We start from the raw sequence: 23,488 nt of genomic DNA, 5'->3' as shown, positions 1-23,488 counted from the left end.
GAGTAGGACATTTTTCGAAGGAGGTGAATTTTCAAATGGCAGTACGTATTCGTCTGAAACGTATGGGTGCTCACAAAGCCCCTTTCTACCGTGTGGTGGTATCTGATTCCCGTTCCCCACGTGACGGCCGTTTTATCGAGGAAATCGGTTATTACAACCCGGTTGCTCAACCGGCTGAAGTTAAGATCGATGAAGAAAAAGCGCTGAACTGGCTTCAAAATGGTGCGCAAGCATCTGATACTGTTCGCAACTTGCTAAGCAAAGCGGGCGTAATGAAGAAGTTTCATGAGCTTAAGCATCAGAAATAAGACTGATCGCGAGGGTCATCTATGGAAGAATTAGTTCGTGTTATTGCTAAGGCTTTAGTGGATCATCCAGAAGATGTGACCGTGAAGACAGTGGAGAAGGAGCATTTGATTGTATATGAACTGTACGTGCATCCTGACGATGTCGGGAAGGTCATAGGCAAGCAAGGGCGTATCGCCAAATCACTGCGCACGGTCGTAACATCGGCGGCGGTTAAAATGAATAAACGGGTAACCGTTGATATCATTTCTTAAGAGAATTTTTCTTAAAGATATACGAAAGGGGGTTAGGATGCATGTCCTAGCCCTTTTTCGTACATGCTGAAGAAATATAATATGCCTTAGTGAATTAAGTTCATAACAAGATGCAGGAGGAAGACCATGTCTGAGAAGTTATTTACTGTAGGAAAAATCGTGAATACACATGGTATTCGTGGAGAAATCAAGGTAGTACCACATACGGATTTTGCAGAACAACGTTTTGCTAGTAAAAGTTCTTTATTTATTGTGTCAGCAAAGGGCGGGAGACCTTTACCAGTAACGGTGGAAACATCCCGATTTCATAAAAATATGTACATCATTAAATTAAAAGAAATTAACGGAATAAATGAAGCAGAAAAATTCAAGGATAGTCTTCTTAAGATCAGTGAAGATCTTCAAGAGGAACTTCCGGAGAACGAGTATTATTTTCATGAAATTATTGGATGCCGCGTAGTAACAGATGAAGAACCTGCTGAAGAATTAGGCACGATCACTGAGATTCTTACACCAGGAGCTAATGATGTATGGGTAGTTAAAACTCCAGAGGGAAAAGAGATCTTACTCCCTTCGATTCCAGACGTTGTACTCGATGTTGATAAAAATGCTAAACTTATTCGGGTCCACCTCATGGAGGGACTGTTATAACATGAAAGTTGATGTTTTGACGCTATTCCCTGAAATGTTCGATGGAGTATTTCAGTCTAGTATTTTGGGTAAAGCTGCTGAGAAAGGGATTGTATCTATGAATGCAGTCAATTTCCGGCCTTACTCTGGGAATAAACATTCACAGGTAGATGATACGCCATATGGTGGTGGAGGAGGCATGGTACTTAAGCCCGAAGCGATATTTGCAGCTGCTGAGGCAGTACTGTCTACGCCATCCATGAAGTCTGCAGTAGATGTAGATGCTGCGAAAGATGAAGCAACACAATCAACGGGGGAGATTGCTGAGAAGAAACCAGCTCGTGTTATCTTGATGTGTCCTCAAGGTGAGACCTTTACACAGAAAAAGGCTGAGGAGCTTGCCAAAGAAGATCACTTGGTTTTTATTTGTGGTCATTATGAAGGTTATGATGAGCGAATCCGCGAACATCTGGTAACAGATGAGCTGTCTATAGGAGATTATGTTCTGACAGGCGGAGAACTTCCTGCGATGGTAATCATTGATTCCGTAGTTAGACTTCTTCCTGGCGTACTAGGTAATGAAATGTCTGCAGTTACAGATTCATTCAGTACAGGACTTCTTGAGTATCCACACTATACCCGTCCAGCTGAGTTCAGAGGTTGGAAGGTGCCTGATATACTGCTTAGCGGACATCATGCGAATATAGAGGTGTGGCGTAGAGAGCAGGCTTTGAAGCGGACATGGGAGCGACGTCCCGAGATGCTGAAAGATATTGAGCTTACTAAAAAGGATAAGATATACTTAGAAAAGCTCCGAACAGAGAGTGAGAAGCACACCGATTAATGATATTGATTATCAAATATTGTAGAAGAGAAAGCCTGTCTAATGGCTTTCTCTTTTTTTGTAGGAAAATGTTACATATTGGATGGGCTATACTGCATAACATAATCCATCATCATTGTCTCATATTGTTTGGATGGAGGTTAGTTATGCATCGTTTCTGGAATGACGTTATTAAGCCTGTGCTTATCGCAGCAGAGCCGAAGACAATTGTAGAGATAGGGTCTTTAACGGGGATTAACACGTTCAAATTGCTTCAGTATTGTAAACATATGGAGTCCCGCTGCATTGTAGTGGATCCAAGTCCGCAGTATGATATTGCCTTGCTACGGCAGTATTATGGTGAGCAAGTCGTGACGATTCTTGAACAATTCAGTTTAGAGGCGCTCCCGACGATTGATCAATATGATTTGATTCTCATTGATGGGGACCATAATTGGTATACGGTATACCACGAATTAAAATCGGTAGAGCAAATGGCGTTAAGAACAGGACGATTTCCAATCGTTCTCATGCATGATGTGGATTGGCCGTATGGCCGGAGAGATATGTATTACTATCCTGAGTCCATTCCAGAAGAATATCGACAGCCACATACTGCAAAAGGGATGAAGCCAGGGCAATCTGAACTGCTGGAGGTTGGTGGGTTTAATCATATCGCACTGAATGCACTTTCAGAAGGCGGAGAAAAGAATGGTGTCCATGGTGCCATCGATGATTTCCTGAATGAAACTTCTATACCTATTCACTATTATAAATTACAGTCCAATAATGGTCTGGGGGTGTTAATTCCAGAGGGTTCTCGCCTTCAATCAACGATCGGTTATATTTTAGATAGTTCGGGTTTATGATTCAGCATTATCTAAGGATGGAGGAAATAAGATGACTTTAGAGCTAACCACGATAATCATGTTAACCCGAGATCGAATTGAACTCACGAAAAAATGTGTTGAAAGTATTATTCGACATACGGATGTACCCTATGAATGGGTATTCGTGGATAATGGTTCCACCGATGGCACGGTGGAGTATTTGAAAAGCATCGATCGTGCAAAAGTAATCGTGAATGAAGAGAACAAGGGATTTGCTGCTGGATGCAACCAGGGAATCGCGGTAGCTGAGGGTAAATACTATCTGTTGATTAACAATGATACTGTAGTCACAGAGGGATGGTTACGTCATTTACATGAGTGGCTTCAAAAGGACCCTTCCATCGGTATTGTTGGTCCGGTTTCTAATTTTGTAGCCCCAATTCAACGAGTAGACGATGCTGTGTATAAAACACAGGAAGAAATGGATAACTACGCAAGGTCTAGAAGTGTAATTTATCAAGGGCGAGGTTTTTATCCGCATCGGTTAATTGGATTGTGTTTGTTATTCCCGAAGGAAGTTGTTGATAAAATCGGGGTACTTGATGAACGCTTCTTCCCTGGAAACTACGAGGATGATGATTTTTGTATCAGGGCCAGAATTGCGGGGTATAAACTTTGGGTCGCCCAGAATGTTTTTATACATCACGAAGGACATGGGACGTTTGGTGGAAGGGATATGAAGTATAAGCTCTTATCACTTGAAAACGCCGAAAGATTTCGTAAAAAATGGAGTATTGGTCACTCGGCATTTGAAATTGATCAGTGTGGATATAATCCATCGGAGATTGTTGCTAGAGAGATCCATTTTATACCTGATCGGCATGTGGTGAGAATCGAGTGATCCCGATCCTGCAATCTTCCTTCTCTCCAGGGATGATTGCTTTTTTGTTCATGGTCTGAGTAGAAGGGGATGGAGTAGTAGGGATGGAGGACATAATATGAGGAGAAAAAGCAGTACCAAAAAGAAGCAGCAAAAAGTCCATATCCCAGTTTCTTCACGTTTAAGTGTAAAAAAATCAGAAACAGATCAGTTCGTGTTTCTGTTGAGAGAGATAGGTACCTATACATCTCAAGTATTAACCACTCAAGCGAATGAAAGTTTTACACTTCTGAAGTTTCAAGTGCAGAATCTTAGTCGTCAGATAAATGAAATGCCATACACTTTAACTGAAAAGAAAATTGCTCGCATTGCTGCTCAGAAGATCGCTGTAATTCCAAGTCTATCGAACATTGAAGACGTCCGGGAGAAGATCACCGCTTTTTATGCCATCATTACACCATTATCCGCCCGGATCGGTCTAGAGGAGATAATTCGCCCCGACCTAGATGTTGTTATGAGAATGTTACAAATGATGATCGTGTCTACAACAGAAGAGAATCCGATTAGTAAGACCTCTTTGAATGATCAATCTTTAACGCTAGGTGATAAGGTTGAGGTTGCATCATCACATGTTCAGAAACTGCGTCCAACTTCTCAAATACATGGACAAATGACGGACTTTACTGAAGCTTTGGCTACTTCTATTGATGACTTGAATGTTCTTGTAAGTGCTACACGTTTTTCGGAATCGGGAGGTTTAATTGGAGAATCCAATAACATAGGCAAAAAGTCAACTGTGAGTGGAAGTTTGCTCTATCTTAGTGGAGAAGTATCCCAAACGGTGATGCCTGCAATGCCCATTCGTTTTAATCAAAGCTCTTTGGATAACATATCTTTTGATGGAACATCAGCTTTAATTATCCCCACATCAGGTTTTTATTATATGGAATGGAAAATAATATTGACAGATGACCAAGTGGACCCTAAAGCATTTGGTGTTGTGATCAATGGAGATATCGTTAATCGGTCAAATACGAAGTCCAGCGCTATGGCTAGCACGGTTTCCGGCTCAATTGTGTTGAATTTAGATGAAGGAAATAGGGTGGAGCTTTATAATCTATCTTCTGGATCAAAAGAAATTGGTTCTCCATCAGTAAGTACAATATTCACTGTTATAAAAATCGAATCTTAAAAATAGTAGAGGTGAAAACGATGCAAAAACGAAAAATCGGGGTAATTATATCATGGCTGAGCTACTGGAAAGATATTTAGGAGGATTTATCAAATGACAAATACAAACTATGATCAACAATATAACCGTATGGATAAGCAGGATGATGAAGTAGAGTTCCATACCGTAGATGATATATTAGAATATTATGCTGAGCGTCATGGGGCAAGGGAGAAGAGTAGTGAAGATGCTTTGAACTGATGGATGCTTAAGGAACTGGTTATTTCATTTATCACATGTCATAGATCGTGTCTTTAAGCCACTGTAAGATGCAGTGGCTTTTTCTATGATAAAATAGGATTCATCAATCTGGTCTGAAATATACTATTCGCTTGCTTCTTCCTAAGATTCGTGTTAAAATTTCTTTTGTTGTGAATACGGTGGTCCTCTGCGGATAATGATGGGGAATAGAAGATTTTCCGGAAGATGCAAGAACGCCTGTGTGAGAGGAGGGAGTCCTAGATGAATATCGTACAAGCGATTACTCAAGAACAACTTCGTAAGGATATTCCGAGCTTTCGTCCTGGCGACACTTTAAAAGTGCACGTTAAGGTTATCGAAGGATCTCGTGAGCGTGTCCAAGTTTTCGAAGGTGTTGTAATTAAACGTCGCGGTGGCGGAATCAGTGAGACTTTTACAGTTCGTAAAATTTCTTACGGTGTTGGTGTGGAAAGAACTTTCCCAATCAACTCGCCTAAAATCGAGAAAATCGAAGTGGCTCGCCGTGGTAAAGTACGTCGTGCGAAGCTTTATTATCTTCGTGAACTTCGTGGTAAAGCAGCGAGAATTAAAGAAATTCGTCGTTAATCAACGGACGGTAAAAGGGGCTTGTGCGCATATACAAGCCCCTTTTGTATATCCAAATTTGATCATAGTGCTGTAGATCATCAATTAAAAGAGAGGACGGTGAATTATGCAACAGGATACACATCAGGAAACATTCGAAGCAAAAGAAGAATCAGAGAGTCCCGCTAAGAAGAAAAAAAATGAGTTAGTGGAGTGGCTAAAAGCCCTTCTGATTGCACTAATTCTCGTAGTTCTTATTCGATGGCTTCTGTTTCAGCCTTTCATCGTACAAGGACCGTCCATGCAGCCTAACTTCGTAACAGGTCAGAAGCTTATTGTGAATGAAATCCTATACGACATTCGTAAACCGGAGCGTGGTGAGGTCATCGTATTCCACGTGCCTTCCGAGGGAAGAGATTTCATCAAACGCGTCATTGCTGTTGCTGGTGATACAGTTCAAGTAGAAGGCGACAAAGTCACTGTGAATGGTAAAACCGTAAGCGAGACTTACATACAAGATGCAATTGACCAAGCTCATTCAGAAGACAGACTATATAACAGTCTGAATTTCCCTAACACAGACTTCCCAGACGGTAAGGTACCTGAAGGGCATGTATTTGTAATGGGAGACAATCGATCCAATAGTACAGATAGTCGAATGATTGGATACGTTCCACTCGAAGACATTATCGGCCGAGCAGATCTGATCTTCTGGCCACTTAAAGATATTGGTTTTATTAATCACTAACAGGGAATAAAAAGAATAACGGAATTGGAATTTTTGTGAGGTGACGACGTTGACGATACAATGGTTTCCAGGACATATGACAAAAGCACGCCGTCAAATACAGGATAAACTGAAGTTGATTGATGCTGTTATAGAGCTGATTGACGCCAGACTGCCGCTATCTAGCCGCAATCCGATGATCGACGATATTTTACAGGGGAAGCCGCGCCTCATTATTATGAACAAGGCAGATTTGGCTGACCCAGAGGTGACACGTCAATGGCTAACTTATTTTAAAGAGCAGGGTCATACTGCATTTCCGGTAGATGCTCAGACAGGATCAGGGGTCAAAGAGATACCAGATCAGGTAAAACTTTTGTTGAAAGAAAAAATTGATAAAATGTTATCCAAGGGTATAAATCCCCGTGCAATGCGAGTCCTGATCGTTGGGATTCCGAATGTAGGTAAATCTACATTAATAAACCGTCTTGCTGGCCGCAGCATTGCAGCAACAGGAGATCGTCCAGGTGTAACAAAAGGTCAGCAATGGATTAAGGTTGCAGGCGGCCAGATGGAACTGCTCGATACGCCAGGGATTTTGTGGCCGAAGTTTGAAGATCAAAATGTTGGTTACCGTCTAGCCGTGACCGGTGCTATCAAAGAGGAAATATTGAACGTTGAGGACATTGCGTTTTTTGCGGTTAAATACTTGTCGAAATATTACTGGGAGCCGATGAGTGAGCGTTTTGACTTAAAGCAGCGTCCTGAGGATTTTGAGAATCCGGACGAGATTGTGACTGTAATGGAAGACATTGGCCGTAAACGCGGTTGTATTGTTAGTGGGGGGCGTGTAGATTTGGAGAAAGCCTCAAGCTTATTCTTACGTGAGTTACGTGCTGGAAAAATGGGACGCTTCTCCATGGAAGCACCTTATTAATCGCTTTTTGGGAAACCACCGTAAAGGTGGTTTTTTTGTTATGGGATATTTTAAAAAGCCTAAAGATAGGTGACTGTCTTTAGGTACATATGATATGATTTTAGAATAGATTCATAGATTTGAATGTTGTTCTTTATTCTAAGAATAAATGAAATAGTAGCCTTTTTTGACCAGGCACCAAGGAGTTTTATGATGAGTGATTTGTTATCCTATGAACGTGAATATTGGCCTGCATATGAATTGATTGCGGGAATTGATGAGGTAGGACGCGGTTGTTTATTTGGTGATGTTATTGCTGCTGCTGTTGTTCTCCCGCAAGGATTAGTGATTGAGGGAATTAATGATTCTAAGAAGCTGAGTGCGAAGAAGCGGGATGCTTTGTATGATCAGATTATGGAAGAGGCGCTTGCGGTAGGTATAGGATGTGTTGATGCCGAGACTATAGATCGAATTAATATTAAACAGGCTGCTCGGTTGGCAATGAAGATGGCGCTTGAGGAGCTTGCGGTGACTCCGCAGTTCTTACTTGTTGATGCAGAGAAGGTGGATTGTGATATTCCACAACTAGCGATTATAAAAGGTGATGCCAACAGTCAATCGATTGCTGCAGCATCTATTGTCGCAAAAGTGACTAGAGATCGGTTATGCGAAGGAGCATGGAACGAGGCTTATCCAGAATACGGGATTGCTATACATAAAGGTTATGCAACGAAGCTGCATCGTGAGCAGCTCGGAATTCTGGGTCCTACACCACTGCATCGCCGGAGCTTTTTGAGAAATATTGAGTTTGAGCAGTTATCATTATTTTGAATTTCTTGTAAAGCCCGCCTTGTAAAAAGGCGGGCTTTTGCCGATATATAAGGAAAATGGATGCTTAGGGAGGAACAGATCGTGAACATCGGATCGTTGATTCGAGGGCTTCTTGGTGAACAGAGAGCGGGCGAGAGCAAGACACTGGATATGAAGCCAGGTCAGGTCGTTCGCGGTGTTGTTATGAATGTATCAGAGGATGGACAGGAAGCCGTCGTGCAAATACAAGGAGTTCAAGTGAAGGCGAAGCTGGAGACACCGCTTCGAGCAGGGGAAACAGCTCTTCTTCAAGTACAGCCACCAGGGGAGGAAGGGGCGGTTGTACTTAAACCTTTAAGTCCATCTGCCAATCAGACGCTAAGTCCATCCTCGATGATGGAAGTGCTTGAATTCGTTAATTTACCGGATACGAAAGAGAATCGGGAAATGATTCGCGGGATGCAGAGCGTAGGAATTCCATTAACGAAGGAAAATATAGCTCAGTTTAAAGAGATGCTTGCTGTGAAGCCTCCTCAAGTTTCATTAACGGAATGGATGGAGTCTTCGGCTATTGCATTTCATCGGGGGTTGCCGATTACTCCGGAGAGCGTCAAAGGATTGTATCAGGCTGTATTCGGTCCTCAGCTTCATGTATTGCTTGAATCGCTTGAAAATCAGCTTAGCGAAGCGCTGCAAGTTCAGATATCTAATAAAGGTCAAACAGTCCAAACTGCTGGGAATAGTCCTGTGGCTGGTACGAACGGTAAAAATGAAGGAATGGCTAACATGGCCGCAGTTAATCTGGATAAAGCAGCGGGGGCTGCGCTGCAAACAGGACCGGGCGATAGATCAACGCTTGTTGCGGATAGCGCTCGCAGCGGACAGCAGGCTCTGCTGACGAAGTTGCAGAGCCTGCTGTCTCAGCTGCGCGGCGAGCTTGCGCAGCAAGGCCCCTGGGCCGGCGCGGCTACGCCACAGCCGGCCTCGGGGGCTGCCGGCTCGGCGATGCCGCCGGCAGCAGGGCAAGCCGCCGTGGCCACGGGGACGGCGGCAGAGAGTGCACCGCCGCCTTTGGCACAGGCGGCGCAGCCTGGCGAAGGGGCCGCAGGCCCTTCGCCGAAGCCGCCCACCCACGGTGCGGAGCCGTGGGTGGGGCGGCTGCTGAAGCTGCTCGGTGCAGAGCACGAGCAGCAGGTGTTGCGCGGGGGGGCGCATCCACCCGCGCAGGGTGCGGCGGCGAGCACCGCTGCCGCCGGGCAAGCCGGTAGCCCGAACCCGCTTGGCGGAGGTTCGGGAACCGGCGCTAACATCGCTGCAGAAGCCCCTAGGGAGCCGTCTGCGGCGCCAGCAGCTCAAGGGGCGGTTGCTCCTTCTGTTGTTGTTGCGCAAGAAAAGACAGGCACTACGCCAGTCACACAGGCTGCCCAGCGCGGCATACAAGAGTCGAGTGTATTCCAGCCAGGGTCGCCCCTACAATCGACGACTCAGGCGCCCCAAGCGACAATGGCGGGTTCAACTGCTCAGGTACAGACGGCTAATAGTGTTCAGAGTGCAGCCGCCAATCTAGCAGCTGCTGCTAACCCAGTAGATCAAGCGGATATGAATACGCAGCAGCCACTCAACAACACTGGACCATTAGCCACTAGTTCAACGGATGCGAAGGAAACGTTAAAGGGCTTGCTACTTCAGTTAGCTGCAAGCAATGACATTCCCCCAGCCCTTAAAGAAGCTGCAGGACAACTTATTCAGCATATGACCGGACAACAGCTCCTATTAAATACAGATAGAACAGCACCCTTTGCTCAGGTTACGATGTTTATCCCGCTTCATGGGGCAGACGGAGAGCAGACAGCGTCCGTACATATTCAATCCCGTAGGGGTAGAAAAGGTGAACTGGATGCAACAAACTGCCGGTTGTGGTTTGACCTAGATATGAAGCATTTGGGTCCGACGGTGATTGATGTTCATGTTGTAGACCGGATTGTGAGCCTGAATTTGCGTAATGACCAGCCTTGGGTTTCAGAACTTTTTGAATCCAGAAAAAAAGAGCTGGCAGCTGGAGTAGAATCTATTGGATATCAGCTTCTCAGCATGAAGACAAGTCCATTTCCTGAGATCTCCGAATCTGTTATGGATCAAAGTAATGGAAACACAGCTTCCGAATATACACCACAAACTTATAAAGGGGTGGACTACAGAATATGAAGGGTAAAGAATCAGAAACCCCTCTAGCCATGAAAAAGGCAGTAGCTCTCAAGTATGCCCCTGAAGAAAATGAAGCGCCAATTCTCATTGCCAAGGGACAAGGTAAACTGGCGGATACCATTCTAGAGCGGGCCAAGGAGAATGGTGTTCCGGTACAGGAGGATGCAGCGCTCGTAGAAGTGCTATCCAAGCTTGATTTAGATCAGCAGATTCCTCCAGAACTCTATCAACTTGTGGCTGAGGTGCTAACTTATGTGTACCAAGCAGAAAGTGCTGCGAAGGAAGGGAGTCGATTATATGAGTCCTAGCCCAGATGATAAGAAGGATACTCGTAAACTAAAAGGAGCCTTGGCAGAAGCTGCAGCAGCGACTTTTTTGATGGAAAAAGGTTACCGTATTGTGGAACAGAATTGGCGGAATCGTACAGGGGAAATCGATATTATTGGAGAGTACAAGGATATGCTGGTGTTCATAGAGGTTCGCAGTCGTAGTGGAAACTTGGCATTTGGAACTCCTTCCGAATCCGTTAACCAGCGGAAGATTAACCAAGTTCGCAGTATGGCCGAGCAATATCTTCATTTTAAGAAACATTATGATGTTCCCATTCGTTTTGACGTGGTGGCTGTCATCCTTAACTCTGACATGTCAGTCACTTCGATAGAACATATTGAGCAAGCATTCTAAGTAAGGATGACTTTAGCGAACGCATTAGAATTTATGTGAATAAATAGAAAGCCTGAAGCTCGGGGGTCTAGTCGAGACCTTTTGAACTTCAGGCTTTTTTAGTGTGATAAATGATTAATAGAAATAAGCTGCGCAGTAGAGAAAAGGTACAGATTAGTGTTGTGTTTTTATTTCCCGTTTATAAAAATCATACAGTTGATTTACAGAAGAACTTGATAAGAGGTGACTGGATCTTTCGATTTCCCCGCGTTCCCAATCGAACCATCGCATTTCTTTTAACATTTCGATTTCTTTGTCTGAAAAGCGTTTCTTTATCTCTTTAGCAGGGTTACCACCTACGATAGTGTATGGCGGAACATCTTTTGTAACAACCGATCCAGCAGCAACAATCGCACCTTCTCCTATAGTCACACCGGGCATAATCATCGCATTCATACCGATCCAAGCATCACTTTCGATGATTGTGTCCCCTTTCGGTTCGTAAGAAGTTTCAAGCTGATCCACAAACGGATACACGGTAATCCATTCCGCATGATGATTATGATTTCCACCCATCAAAATGATGACTCCACTTGCAATGCAAACGTAATTTCCAATAATCAATTGATCTATATGCCAACCATAATCTTCGATGGGGTTAAACAACTTTCTTGATTTTTCATCCCCCCATAAGTATCTAACGCAACCATCTTCAAAATCATGTTGATCGTAATAACCTGAATAGTAAGAGTATTGCCCTACTTTGATCATGGGGTTCGTAACAATATCTTTTAGATACTTAATTTCAGACCAATGTTCGAATTGATGTTGTTTCATTTCTATTTCCTCGCTTCTAAGTAGTATAAATCAGTTTTACTTAGAAGCTTGACGCAGTAGCGACGTTCTTAAACCTTTTCAAACGACGAATCATCGTCCTCATCCTTTTCCTATGTGTTGGAGAGATTGTAACAAACGAATTAATTGTTCGTCAATTTTACGGTCCTGTTCTTATTTTGATTGTGGAACTCTGGTACATCCGCAGGCTAGCCTAATCATTAACTAGAAATCGCATTTAATGCATAACTTCATCCGTGGTAATTGCTTGTTTATCCAGCTGCCTGTATTGAATCGCCTCAGCAACATGATCAAAGGAGATTTCAGCTAACCCCTCGAGATCAGCAATAGTTCGAGCAAGCTTCAATATTCGATCATAGGCGCGCATGCTCAGACCAAGCATATCGAGCGTGGAGTGAAGAAGATCAGCTGCGTCATTTCCAAGTTTAGTGAATCGACGTAAGGCGCTTCCCGATAGTTCGCTATTGGAACGAAAAGGAGTATTTCGGTACCGAGCACTTTGTATACGCTGAGCGGTATTCACCTGCAAACGCATCTCCTCAGATGACAATGGCATGGTGCCGCTTGGCCATTCTTTCGGTCTAGGTACATCTACTTGAAGATCGATCCGATCAAGTAGAGGGCCAGATATTTTGGCGCGGTATTGTGAAATACGCTGGTATGAACAAGAGCAGCGATGAAGAGGGTGATCACTTCCGTAATACCCGCACGGACAAGGATTCATGGAACAAGCCAGCATAAAGCGGGCAGGGAAGGTAAATACAGCACGTGCTCGGCTGATGGTCACCTCATGATCTTCTAAGGGTTGCCGCAACACTTCAAGGACACTTCGAGAGAATTCGGGTAGCTCATCAAGAAACAAAATTCCACGATGTGCCAGACTTACCTCGCCAGGTTTCGGGATCGTTCCACCGCCGATTAAGCCGCCGGTTGATATTGTGTGATGAGGTGAACGGAAAGGTCTGTTATGAATTAGACCTTCACTTTGTTTCAGTTTTCCTGCTGCACTAAAAATTTTGGTCGTTTCAAGAGATTCTTGTTCACTTAATGCAGGTAGGATGGTGGAAAGCCTTTTTATGAGCATCGTCTTTCCTGTACCCGGTGGTCCTATAAGTAAGATATTATGCATTCCCGCCGCTGCAATTGTTAATGCTCGCTTGACATGGAGCTGTCCAAGAACATCGCTATAATCCTCGATTGAAGCTTCCGGGCGGTCATTCCTACGATCCTTAGTTGTGATTTCAGGATGATACTGTAAGCGGGATAGAGATACGGTAATAGGCTCTTCTTTCTTATTACGTGATACGGAAGATTTATGATCGTTAGAGTTCTCTTTATCCGGCATTTCTACCTCTGTAAGGTCTGACAGATGGCTTATACCGTAGATCTTTATGCCGCCGATTAAAGAAGCTTCGGCCGCATTGTCACGTGGGAGGAGCACGCCTTGAAATCCATCTCTCTTTGCACGTTCTACCATCGAAAGTACACCTGTAACAGGTCTTAAGCTACCATCTAGTGCAAGTTCTCCGAGCATGAGCAATCGATCTGAAGAAGCTAAAGTCAGTTGTCCACTTGTTGTTAGAATACCAAGGGCAATAGCCAAGTCGAAGGAGGAGCCTTCTTTACGCAGATCGGCGGGTGCTAAATTCACTGTAACTCTTTGCATGGGGTAGGTATAGCCGCAATTCTTAATAGCAGCCCTTACACGTTCGACAGATTCCCGAATCGAAGAGTCGGGGAGTCCGATAATTGAGGTCTGTGGAAGACCGTTAGCCAGATCAACTTCAACTTGAATGACAACCCCGTCAATACCGTATAGACAGGCACTGTAAAGTTTTCCGTACATATCAAAAACACCTGCTTTCTGAATTCTGTCACTGTCAAAAGGACAGTCGGACTGATTTCTGAAAAAAGGTGCTTCCTTATTTTCTATAGTTGGTATTTTAAGAGAGTACATACCTAAAGTCAAACGTAAAGAGATCCATAACGTTTACAATTTTCCCACATAATGCTAGTGTTTTAATGAGTAAGAAGAGAAATTGATTTACAAGTGTATTAATAATAGATGATAGGAGGCAACTCATGGCTATTCATTGGGAAACGATTATCATATCATTAATTTTTGCTATGATCTTGATCGTTGCATTTATCATATTAATTTTACTTTTAATCAAATGGTTAAAAAAGCGTTGATATAGCAATGTTTTGGAGTGAAGTATTCAAAGATAGTACAGGATTATTTTACATAAATTCCCAATCATTCTCTCGGTGCAATCATATCCATATCAAAAAGCTGTGGATAAGTTGTGAACTTTTTAAGGTAAGCGTTTTAAAAACATGTTACAATAGCTTGGGTTTGTATAGATAGGTTTATAAAGCCTTGTTCCAGTCATGTTGATAGGAGGATTCCAGAATGAATATCCATGAATATCAAGGAAAACAAGTACTGAAGCAATATGGAGTTGTCGTTCCTAACGGCAAGGTTGCTTTCACGGTAGAGGAAGCTGTTGAGGCAGCGAAGTCGCTTAACAGTCCCGTAACCGTTGTCAAAGCTCAAATCCATGCAGGTGGACGTGGTAAAGCAGGTGGCGTTAAAGTTGCCAAGAACCTTGATGAGGTTCGTGCTTATGCCGAAGAGATTCTGGGTAAGGTGCTGGTAACTCACCAGACGGGTCCAGAAGGTAAAGAGGTTAAGCGTTTACTTATCGAAGAAGGCTGCGATATCCGTAAGGAGTATTATATCGGCGTGGTTGTGGACCGGGGAACCGGGCGCGTTGTTATGATGGCTTCTGAAGAAGGCGGCACAGAGATCGAAGAAGTTGCTGAAGCAACTCCTGAGAAGATCTTTAAGGAAGCTATTGATCCAGCTGTTGGTATGCAGATGTTCCAAGCTCGCAAACTAGCTTATGCGATCAATATTCCGAAAGAGCTGGTAGGCAAGGCGGCGCAATTTATGATCGCATTGTATACCGCATTTGTTGAAAAAGACTGCTCGATTGCTGAAATCAATCCATTGGTTGTAACAGGTGATGGAAACGTTATGGCTCTGGATGCCAAGCTTAACTTTGATTCCAACGCATTGTTCCGTCATAAAGACATTCAAGAACTGCGTGACCTGGAAGAAGAAGATGAGAAGGAAATTGAGGCATCCAAGTATGACCTGAGTTACATAGCATTAGATGGTAATATTGGCTGCATGGTTAACGGTGCAGGTCTTGCTATGGCTACCATGGATATTATTAAATATTACGGCGGCGACCCTGCTAACTTCCTCGATGTTGGGGGCGGTGCTACAACGGAGAAAGTAACCGAAGCATTCAAGATTATTTTATCCGATCCACAGGTAAAAGGTATTTTCGTTAATATCTTTGGTGGAATTATGCGCTGTGATGTCATTGCATCCGGTGTGGTAGAAGCAGCGAAACAGCTTGGACTTACACGTCCATTGGTTGTTCGCTTAGAAGGTACAAACGTTGATTTGGGCAAACAGATTTTGGCTGAATCCGGACTGAATATCGTTCCTGCTGATTCCATGGCTGATGGAGCGCAGAAGATCGTTTCACTCGTTCAGTAATATTCATTCCTGAAGGGGCATGGCACGTAGGATGGTTCGTCCGTCTAGCCGTGCGGTTGCTTTCATTTTCAAATAAAGATAGGGGATGTGAATCAATCGTGAGTATTTTGGTCGATAAAAATACAAAAGTCATCACACAAGGGATTACAGGTAAAACGGCCCTGTTTCATGCAAAAGGTGCACTCGATTACGGTACGCAAATGGTCGGAGGAACTTCTCCCGGTAAAGGCGGAACTGAAGTTGAGATTACACTAGAGAATGGTGAAACGGTAAGCCTTCCTGTATTTAATACAGTAGAAGAAGCTAAAGCATCAACTGGTGCAACAGCTAGCGTTATCTACGTACCACCAGCATTTGCAGCAGATTCCATCATGGAAGCCGTAGATGCGGAAATGGAACTTGTCATCTGTATCACAGAAGGTATTCCAGTATTAGATATGGTGAAAGTTGCACGTTATATGGAAGGTAAGAAGACTCGCTTGATCGGTCCTAACTGCCCTGGCGTAATTACTCCAGGTGAGTGCAAGATCGGTATCATGCCAGGCTACATTCATATGCCAGGTCATGTGGGCGTCGTTTCCCGAAGCGGAACTTTGACGTATGAAGCAGTTCATCAGCTAACTACGCGCGGAATTGGACAATCATCTGCCGTAGGTATCGGTGGAGATCCGGTTAAGGGTTCTGAATTTATCGATATTCTTAAACTCTTTAATGAAGATCCTCAGACTCACGCTGTAATTATGATCGGTGAGATCGGTGGTACAGCAGAAGAGGAAGCGGCTGAATGGATTGCTGCGAACATGACGAAGCCAGTTGTTGGCTTTATCGGCGGTGTTACAGCGCCTCCAGGCAAACGGATGGGACACGCAGGCGCTATCATTTCTGGAGGAAAAGGTACGGCTAAGGAAAAAATGGCCGTTCTTGAGGCCTGTGGAATTAAAGTCGCACCAACACCATCTGAGATGGGTTCAACACTTGTAAGTGTGCTTGAAGAGAAAGGCATTCTTAGTTTGTGTACAACACACTAAGCGCGAAGTAGCTTCATATTGAAGTAGGTAAGCAACCTTTTATTTCCTGACCGGAAATGAAGGGTTGCTTTTTGTGTTTTAATAACAATAATTTGGGGGTTATATTAATGAAGGAATTGATTGAACGAGCTTTGTTGGTTGCTCTTCATGAGACCGATGGAATTGGGTGGAAGACGATTCACCGATTTATTGTGAATGGTATTTTTGGAGAGGATATGATTCGATTTGAAGAGAGGGATTGGGTTGCGTTTGGATTGAATGTTGAAATTGCACGTCGATTGTCTACGCAACTTCGTCAGATTATTGATGAAAATTGTCTGAAATTGTCTAATGAATCCCAACAGATCATAACCGCACTTGATGCGACATACCCTGACATGTTAAAGTCATCTCCTCAGGCACCTTGGGTTATATATCTGAAAGGTAATGTTCATCTGCTTAAACAACCGGGAATTGCCATTGTTGGCACGCGTGTACCAACCGCCTATGGTCGAAAGATCGGCTCGATGTTAACGGAAGAGTTGTGCGGGGCTGGATTTATCGCAGTCAGTGGTATGGCAAGAGGGATTGACAGTGTTATTCATGATCAAGCATTGCGATGCGGGGGTGGAACAATCGCTGTTCTTGGAGCGGGAATTGATGTTATTTATCCACCGGAAAATCGATCTTTATATGAAGAGATAGCATTGAGAGGTCTCATAATTTCTGAATACCCTCCAGGAACAAAGGCACATCCGGGATTTTTTCCACAACGAAATCGTATAATCGCTGGAATCACCTTAGGCACTTTGGTGGTAGAAGCAGATGCTAGAAGTGGTTCACTGATCACAGCCGATGCTGCTTTAGAGGCGGGAAGAGATGTCTTTGCTGTTCCAGGTCCCATTACATCACCAAAGAGTCGCGGAACACTGGATTTAATCAAGCAAGGTGCTAAATTGGTTACTTGTAGTCAAGATGTTCTGGAAGAGTATGATTCATGGCTCCCTAAAGTGAAAAAGAGTGTCTTTAAGGATGATAATGATGATACTGCTTCCGACAAATATGATGTAAACGGGTTGACAAAAGACGAAATGGAAATATACCATATGTTGCAACAGGGGTCAGGGACGCTAGATGATCTGCTGGAGCGGACCCGTTGGGATTTTGGACATTTGCATTCAGTTCTGTTATCTTTAATCATAAAAAAGCAGATAACCCAATTACCTGGTGCATTATATAAGATAATTTAATCGAAAGTTTGAATGTTGGAGAGGAGGATGAACCTGTGGCGGATTCACTCGTTATCGTAGAGTCGCCGGCCAAGGCGAAGACGATTGGCAAATATCTCGGCAGTAAATATATCGTTAAAGCTTCGATGGGTCACGTACGCGATTTGCCGAAGAGCCAGATCGGGGTTGAGGTCGAAAACGATTTCAATCCGAAATACATTACGATCCGCGGAAAAGGTTCTGTCTTGAAGGAACTTAAGGATGCTAGCAAAAAGGTGAAAAAAGTGTATCTGGCGGCTGACCCCGATCGTGAAGGGGAAGCAATTGCATGGCACCTTGCTCATGCACTAGAGCTGGATGAAACTCAAAGCCTTCGTGTTGTATTTAACGAAATAACAAAAACAGCGGTAAAAGATGCGTTTAAAACACCTCGCAAAATTAATATGGACTTAGTAAATGCACAGCAAGCAAGACGTATATTGGATCGTCTGGTGGGTTATAAGATTAGTCCACTATTATGGAAGAAAGTTAAAAAGGGTTTATCCGCGGGACGTGTACAATCCGTTGCGGTTAAGATTATTTTGGACCGAGAGAATGAGATCAGTGCTTTCGAGCCGGAAGAGTATTGGACAATTACAGCTAAGCTTGCAGTCAACGGTACTGCTTTTGAAGCGAAGTTTCTGAAGCTTAATGGAGTCAAGAAGGAACTTAATAATGAGCAGGAAGTTAACGAGATTCTCTCTTTGATCCAGAGTTCCTCGTTCGAAGTCGCGGATGTTAAGGAAAGAGAACGTCAGCGTCATCCATCTGCTCCATTTACAACGAGTTCACTTCAGCAGGAGGCTGCTCGTAAGTTAGGTTTCCGGGCTGCTAAGACGATGTCAGTTGCTCAACAACTCTATGAGGGCGTTGAGCTCGGAAAAGAAGGTACAGTCGGTCTGATCACGTATATGCGTACGGACTCCACGCGTATTTCAACAACAGCTCAAGATGAAGCCAAAGAGTTTATTGCGGGTAAATACGGTGAAAAATTTGTACCAGAGAGCCCTCGGAATTATTCTAAAAAAGCGGCTAATGCACAGGACGCGCATGAGGCGATTCGTCCGACTTCGGTACTTCGTGATCCGGAAAGCATGAAGCCTTTTATGAGCCGTGATCAACTTCGGTTGTATAAATTAATATTTGAGCGTTTTGTGGCTAGTCAGATGGCCTCAGCCATACTGGATACCTTATCTGTTGACATTACCGCAGGGCCTACTATATTCCGTGCAACGGGATCGAAAGTACGCTTCCCTGGTTTTATGAAGGTTTATGTAGAGGGTAACGATGATGGTACGACAGAAGAAGAGAAATTCTTGCCTGAATTACATACAGGTGATGCGCTGTCCAGAGAAGAGATTGAGCCGAAACAGCATTTTACTCAGCCGCCACCGCGGTATACAGAGGCACGTTTGGTTCGTACTTTGGAAGAGCTGGGTATTGGACGCCCAAGTACGTACGCGCCTACACTGGAAACGATTCAGAAACGTGGATACGTTGCGATCGAAGAGAAGAAATTCGTTCCAACGGAATTAGGTGAACTCATTATTGAACAGATGGAGCAGTTCTTCCCTGAAATTCTGAATGTTGAATTTACAGCTAATATGGAAGAGGATCTTGACCATGTTGAGGAAGGCTCCGAGGATTGGGTTAAAGTGCTTGGCGTATTCTATGAGTCCTTTGAGAAAAGGCTTGAAGTTGCTGAAGAAGAAATGAAAGAAATTGAGATTGAAGATGAAGTTTCAGATGAAATTTGTGAAAAATGCGGAAAGCATCTTGTATATAAGCTCGGGAGATTTGGAAAGTTCTTAGCTTGCTCAGGATTTCCAGACTGCAGAAATACAAAACCGATTATAAAGGATATTGGAGTAGCATGTCCTAAGTGTAAAGATGGCCATGTTGTAGAGAGACGTAGCAAAAAGGGACGTGTCTTCTATGGTTGCGACCGATACCCGGAATGCGACTTTGTATCCTGGGATAAACCATCACTAAAGCCATGTCCAAATTGCAGTAGTTTGATGGTCGAGAAGAAGAGTAAACAGGGTATCAAACTGCAATGTACAGCATGCGACCACTCAGAAATGGTGGAAGAACAAGACGAAACAGATGATTTGTAAGGTACACAGGGGGTATTAACTTGACAGAAACACAAAGAGTTACCGTTATTGGCGCTGGACTCGCTGGAAGCGAGGCGGCTTGGCAAATTGCAAGTCGCGGCGTGCCAGTAACTTTATATGAAATGCGGCCAGTTGTGAAGACACCGGCTCATCATACAGATAAATTTGCCGAGCTCGTATGCAGTAATTCACTTCGAGCTAATGGGATGACCAATGCGGTAGGCGTACTTAAGGAAGAAATGCGGATGCTGAACTCCTTAGTCATCGGCTCCGCCGATCGGAATGCCGTTCCGGCCGGGGGAGCTCTTGCTGTAGACCGTGATGGGTTTTCAGGTGAAATAACGAATACACTTCATAATCATCCTTTGATCGAGGTTGTAAATGAAGAAATTCAGCATATACCTGAAGAAGGTATTGTTGTTATCGCAACAGGACCGCTCACTTCACCTTCGCTGTCCGCAGAAATTCGAAACCTCATGGGCGAAGATTATTTTTATTTTTATGACGCAGCGGCTCCGATCATTGAAAAAGACTCGATTGATATGAGCAAGGTTTATCTTGCTTCCCGTTATGATAAGGGTGAGGCTGCATATCTAAATTGTCCGATGACAGAAGAAGAGTTCGATGCATTCTATGATGCGCTAATCAACGCCGAAGTGGCACAACTTAAAGAATTCGAAAAGGAAATTTACTTCGAAGGATGCATGCCAATTGAGGTCATGATGAAACGCGGGAAACAGACGGCACTCTTTGGTCCGATGAAACCGGTAGGACTTGTGAACCCGCATACAGGGGAGTTACCCTATGCTGTTGTACAACTTCGGCAGGATAACGCAGCAGGTACACTTTATAATCTCGTTGGCTTCCAGACTCATCTCAAATGGGGCGAGCAGAAGCGCGTCTTATCCATGATTCCTGGTCTTGAGAATGCAGAAATCGTACGTTATGGTGTTATGCACCGAAACACATTTGTGAATTCTCCTAAATTGCTGGAGCCTACTTATCAGGTGAAGAATCGTCCGAACCTGTACTTGGCTGGTCAGATGACAGGTGTAGAAGGCTATGTAGAGTCAGCAGCTTCTGGACTTATTGCCGGCATTAACGCCGCTAGAGCTGTACAGAATCTTGATGGAGTTGTATTCCCACAGGAATCGACCATCGGAAGTATGGCATACTACATCACGAATGCTGATCCTGAGCATTTCCAGCCGATGAATGCGAACTTTGGCCTCTTACCAAGTCTAGGTACTCGTATTCGTAACAAAAAAGAGAAAAATGAGGCGCTTGCTAATCGAGCACTCGATCAGGTTCGCGGTTTCATTGAAACGAATGCTCTTAACGTAAACCCATAATCCGTATTAGGGGAGGTCCGCCATCATGGAAATGACTTTTCACGCGACGACCATCTGTGCAGTTAGGCATAACGGTAAAGCCGCTATTGCTGGAGATGGACAAGTAACTTTCGGGGAAAGTGTTGTAATGAAGCAGACCGCCAAAAAAGTGCGCCGTCTTTACCGGGGACAAGTTGTCGCCGGTTTTGCCGGTTCTGTGGCGGATGCGATTACTTTGTTTGAGAAATTTGAAGGAAAACTGGAGGAACATCATGGGAACCTGCAGCGTGCTGCTGTGGAATTAGCCAAGGATTGGCGACAGGACCGGATCCTTCGTAAGTTAGAGGCGTTAATGATCGTAATGGATAAAACAGGAATGCTGCTCATTTCCGGTGGAGGCGAAATCATTGAGCCTGATGATGATGTGCTTGCCATAGGATCAGGCGGCAATTTTGCGTTATCGGCTGGACGTGCGTTGAAACGTCATGCTGGGCATATGGAAGCTCGTGATATCGCTAGAGAAGCGCTTCAAATTGCTTCTGAAGTATGTGTATATACGAATAGTAATATCATCGTAGAAGAATTGTAATCTAACAAAACATTGAACGCCATTTACGGGTGGAGGAATGACGATGAATAACGAATCAATGACCCCAAGACAAATCGTAGCAGAACTAGATAAATATATCGTTGGTCAAAAACAAGCTAAAAAATCAGTAGCTGTTGCGCTACGCAATCGTTATCGGAGAAGTCGTCTGTCTGATGCAGAACGTGATGAAATTGTTCCGAAAAACATATTGATGATTGGTCCAACAGGCGTAGGTAAGACGGAAATTGCCAGACGTCTTGCCAAGCTCGTCAATGCCCCGTTCGTTAAGGTTGAAGCCACCAAGTTTACTGAGGTCGGTTACGTAGGGCGTGATGTAGAGTCTATGGTCCGGGATCTTGTAGAGACGGCAATTCGAATGATCAAGACCGAGCGGACCGAGAAAGTTCAGGATAAAGCTGAGGAAATGGCCAATGAACGTATTGTGAAGCTTCTAGTTCCTTCCACAGAGAAGACAAAGAGTCAGCGAAATCCTTTTGAAATGCTGTTTGGTGGAGGAAATAATTCGAATGATGATATCGAGGATGAAACCCCTGAAAAAGACAGCACTATCAAAGAAAAGCGTAGACAAGTAAGATTTAATTTGCTCTCAGGAAATCTTGAAGATGATTTAATTGAAATAGATGTTGAAGACACAGCTCCGAATATGTTTGATATGTTTGCAGGTCAGGGAAATGACCAGATGGGCATGAACATGCAGGAAATGTTTGGTAATTTAATGCCGAAGCGAACGAAGAAACGGAAGCTTGCGATTAAGGAAGCCCGGAAAGTGCTAATCCAAGAAGAAGCAACGAAGTTAATTGACATGGATGATGTCATACAGGAATCAGTAAGACGTGCGGAGCAGTCGGGGATCATTTTCATTGATGAAATTGATAAAGTAGCAAGCCAAGGAAGTTCCTCTGGCCCTGACGTCTCTCGTGAAGGCGTACAGCGGGATATTTTACCTATCGTAGAAGGATCTACGATTATGACCAAATACGGGCCTGTGAAGACGGACTACGTCTTATTTATTGCAGCGGGTGCATTCCATGTTGCCAAGCCATCGGATCTCATCCCAGAGCTTCAAGGACGTTTTCCGATCCGTGTGGAGCTCAGCAGTCTTTCACTTGATGATTTTGTATCTATTCTTACAGAACCAGAGAATGCATTAACGAAACAGTACGTAAATCTGCTAAGAACTGAAGATATCGAAATTGAGTTTGCCCCTGAAGCAATTCGGGAAATCGCTCAAATTGCTGCTTCCGTTAATCAGAACACTGAAAACATTGGTGCGCGTAGATTGCATACCATCTTGGAGAAGCTACTTGAAGATTTGTCTTTCGAAGCTCCAGAATTAACGTTGGACCGTATGATCATCACCCCTCAGTATGTAAAAGAGAAGTTATCGGATATTGCGCAGGATCGAGATTTGAGCCAATATATCCTTTAATGTCGAAGTTAGCAAGCTACAATTGTCGAAATCATTTCACAAGTGGGCAAGCAAACGGGACTGATAGGGTATAGCCGAACTCGCTGATAAGACCTAGTTAGCAACAATTTTGTGAATACTCAATTTATAGATTTTCACGAATACTTGCAGATTTTAGGTTAAAAATGAATAAAAATGAACTAAAAGCCCTTCTTTTTGGTAAAAGATAGGGCTTTTTTCTCATTGAAAAAAGTCCC

The 23,488-nt window shown here is 43.8% G+C and carries 24 protein-coding genes; 22 read left to right on the top strand and 2 right to left on the bottom strand.

Going from position 1 to position 23,488, the window contains the following annotated elements:
* Positions 1 to 35 precede the first annotated feature (35 nt).
* The 15 genes from rpsP to ACK8P5_RS16290 all read left to right on the top strand — a co-directional run bounded on the left by rpsP (position 36) and on the right by ACK8P5_RS16290 (position 11,082).
* Positions 36 to 308: a 30S ribosomal protein S16 gene (gene rpsP / locus ACK8P5_RS16360; protein ID WP_006211361.1), complete on the top strand. Its 273-nt coding sequence runs from the start codon at positions 36 to 38 to the stop codon at positions 306 to 308.
* Positions 309 to 329: 21 nt separating this feature from the next.
* Positions 330 to 560 (top strand): KH domain-containing protein, encoded by a 231-nt coding sequence (locus tag ACK8P5_RS16355; protein WP_422657324.1) that lies wholly within the window; start codon positions 330 to 332, stop codon positions 558 to 560.
* 126 nt (positions 561 to 686) lie between these two features.
* A complete protein-coding gene (gene rimM, locus ACK8P5_RS16350) occupies positions 687 to 1,211 on the top strand; it encodes a ribosome maturation factor RimM (protein ID WP_422657323.1) in 525 nt (174 codons plus the stop codon).
* A 1-nt stretch (position 1,212) separates the two neighbouring features.
* Positions 1,213 to 2,034, top strand: a complete 822-nt coding sequence (gene trmD, locus ACK8P5_RS16345; protein ID WP_422657322.1) for a tRNA (guanosine(37)-N1)-methyltransferase TrmD — start codon at positions 1,213 to 1,215, stop codon at positions 2,032 to 2,034.
* Between the two features lie 146 nt (positions 2,035 to 2,180).
* Entirely contained in the window at positions 2,181 to 2,882 is a 702-nt protein-coding gene (locus tag ACK8P5_RS16340; protein ID WP_422657321.1) for a class I SAM-dependent methyltransferase, read from the top strand.
* Between the two features lie 31 nt (positions 2,883 to 2,913).
* The gene (locus ACK8P5_RS16335) at positions 2,914 to 3,744 is read left to right on the top strand and encodes a glycosyltransferase family 2 protein (RefSeq protein WP_422657320.1); all 831 of its coding nucleotides are present in this window, start codon (positions 2,914 to 2,916) and stop codon (positions 3,742 to 3,744) included.
* Positions 3,745 to 3,841: 97 nt separating this feature from the next.
* Positions 3,842 to 4,915 carry a hypothetical protein gene (locus ACK8P5_RS16330; RefSeq protein ID WP_422657319.1) on the top strand — a complete coding sequence of 358 codons (1,074 nt, stop codon included), beginning with the start codon at positions 3,842 to 3,844 and terminating at the stop codon, positions 4,913 to 4,915.
* A gap of 93 nt (positions 4,916 to 5,008) precedes the next feature.
* Positions 5,009 to 5,155 (top strand): hypothetical protein, encoded by a 147-nt coding sequence (locus ACK8P5_RS16325; protein WP_422657318.1) that lies wholly within the window; start codon positions 5,009 to 5,011, stop codon positions 5,153 to 5,155.
* Positions 5,156 to 5,416: 261 nt separating this feature from the next.
* Positions 5,417 to 5,761, top strand: a complete 345-nt coding sequence (gene rplS / locus ACK8P5_RS16320; RefSeq protein ID WP_422657317.1) for a 50S ribosomal protein L19 — start codon at positions 5,417 to 5,419, stop codon at positions 5,759 to 5,761.
* A gap of 106 nt (positions 5,762 to 5,867) precedes the next feature.
* Positions 5,868 to 6,488 (top strand): signal peptidase I, encoded by a 621-nt coding sequence (gene lepB, locus ACK8P5_RS16315; RefSeq protein ID WP_422657316.1) that lies wholly within the window; start codon positions 5,868 to 5,870, stop codon positions 6,486 to 6,488.
* 49 nt (positions 6,489 to 6,537) lie between these two features.
* Positions 6,538 to 7,404, top strand: coding sequence for a ribosome biogenesis GTPase YlqF (gene ylqF, locus ACK8P5_RS16310; protein WP_422657315.1), 867 nt, complete (start codon positions 6,538 to 6,540; stop codon positions 7,402 to 7,404).
* Positions 7,405 to 7,596: 192 nt separating this feature from the next.
* On the top strand, positions 7,597 to 8,214 hold the full coding sequence (locus tag ACK8P5_RS16305; protein WP_422657314.1) for a ribonuclease HII: 618 nt from the start codon (positions 7,597 to 7,599) through the stop codon (positions 8,212 to 8,214).
* A gap of 81 nt (positions 8,215 to 8,295) precedes the next feature.
* Positions 8,296 to 10,398, top strand: a complete 2,103-nt coding sequence (locus tag ACK8P5_RS16300; RefSeq protein ID WP_422657313.1) for a hypothetical protein — start codon at positions 8,296 to 8,298, stop codon at positions 10,396 to 10,398.
* Positions 10,395 to 10,706, top strand: a complete 312-nt coding sequence (locus tag ACK8P5_RS16295) for an EscU/YscU/HrcU family type III secretion system export apparatus switch protein (RefSeq protein WP_422657312.1) — start codon at positions 10,395 to 10,397, stop codon at positions 10,704 to 10,706. The genes ACK8P5_RS16300 and ACK8P5_RS16295 overlap by 4 nt, the downstream gene beginning before the upstream one ends.
* Positions 10,696 to 11,082 (top strand): YraN family protein, encoded by a 387-nt coding sequence (locus ACK8P5_RS16290; RefSeq protein WP_422657311.1) that lies wholly within the window; start codon positions 10,696 to 10,698, stop codon positions 11,080 to 11,082. The genes ACK8P5_RS16295 and ACK8P5_RS16290 overlap by 11 nt, the downstream gene beginning before the upstream one ends.
* Positions 11,083 to 11,235: 153 nt before the next feature.
* Here the strand turns inward: ACK8P5_RS16290 and ACK8P5_RS16285 are convergent, their stop codons facing one another.
* A complete protein-coding gene (locus ACK8P5_RS16285; protein ID WP_422657310.1) occupies positions 11,236 to 11,898 on the bottom strand; it encodes a CatB-related O-acetyltransferase in 663 nt (220 codons plus the stop codon).
* 235 nt (positions 11,899 to 12,133) lie between these two features.
* A complete protein-coding gene (locus ACK8P5_RS16280) occupies positions 12,134 to 13,762 on the bottom strand; it encodes a YifB family Mg chelatase-like AAA ATPase (RefSeq protein ID WP_422657309.1) in 1,629 nt (542 codons plus the stop codon).
* A gap of 567 nt (positions 13,763 to 14,329) precedes the next feature.
* Between ACK8P5_RS16280 and sucC the strand changes: the two genes are divergently transcribed.
* The 7 genes from sucC to hslU all read left to right on the top strand — a co-directional run bounded on the left by sucC (position 14,330) and on the right by hslU (position 23,252).
* Positions 14,330 to 15,490 (top strand): ADP-forming succinate--CoA ligase subunit beta, encoded by a 1,161-nt coding sequence (gene sucC, locus ACK8P5_RS16275; protein WP_422657308.1) that lies wholly within the window; start codon positions 14,330 to 14,332, stop codon positions 15,488 to 15,490.
* Positions 15,491 to 15,588: 98 nt separating this feature from the next.
* On the top strand, positions 15,589 to 16,518 hold the full coding sequence (gene sucD / locus ACK8P5_RS16270) for a succinate--CoA ligase subunit alpha (RefSeq protein WP_422657307.1): 930 nt from the start codon (positions 15,589 to 15,591) through the stop codon (positions 16,516 to 16,518).
* A 107-nt stretch (positions 16,519 to 16,625) separates the two neighbouring features.
* Complete coding sequence (gene dprA / locus ACK8P5_RS16265) at positions 16,626 to 17,747, top strand: DNA-processing protein DprA (RefSeq protein ID WP_422657306.1); 1,122 nt, start codon at positions 16,626 to 16,628, stop codon at positions 17,745 to 17,747.
* Between the two features lie 35 nt (positions 17,748 to 17,782).
* Positions 17,783 to 19,882, top strand: a complete 2,100-nt coding sequence (gene topA, locus ACK8P5_RS16260; protein ID WP_422657305.1) for a type I DNA topoisomerase — start codon at positions 17,783 to 17,785, stop codon at positions 19,880 to 19,882.
* Between the two features lie 20 nt (positions 19,883 to 19,902).
* Positions 19,903 to 21,234, top strand: coding sequence for an FADH(2)-oxidizing methylenetetrahydrofolate--tRNA-(uracil(54)-C(5))-methyltransferase TrmFO (trmFO, locus tag ACK8P5_RS16255; RefSeq protein WP_422657304.1), 1,332 nt, complete (start codon positions 19,903 to 19,905; stop codon positions 21,232 to 21,234).
* Between the two features lie 25 nt (positions 21,235 to 21,259).
* Positions 21,260 to 21,802, top strand: a complete 543-nt coding sequence (gene hslV / locus ACK8P5_RS16250; RefSeq protein ID WP_422657303.1) for an ATP-dependent protease subunit HslV — start codon at positions 21,260 to 21,262, stop codon at positions 21,800 to 21,802.
* A 43-nt stretch (positions 21,803 to 21,845) separates the two neighbouring features.
* Entirely contained in the window at positions 21,846 to 23,252 is a 1,407-nt protein-coding gene (gene hslU, locus ACK8P5_RS16245; RefSeq protein ID WP_422657302.1) for an ATP-dependent protease ATPase subunit HslU, read from the top strand.
* Positions 23,253 to 23,488 lie beyond the last annotated feature (236 nt).

It is taken from the genome of Paenibacillus sp. EC2-1 (assembly GCF_049311625.1).
Taxonomy (GTDB): domain Bacteria; phylum Bacillota; class Bacilli; order Paenibacillales; family Paenibacillaceae; genus Paenibacillus_AQ.
The sequence above is the reverse complement of the archived record's forward strand: the minus strand, read 5'-3'. Positions and strand labels throughout refer to the sequence as shown.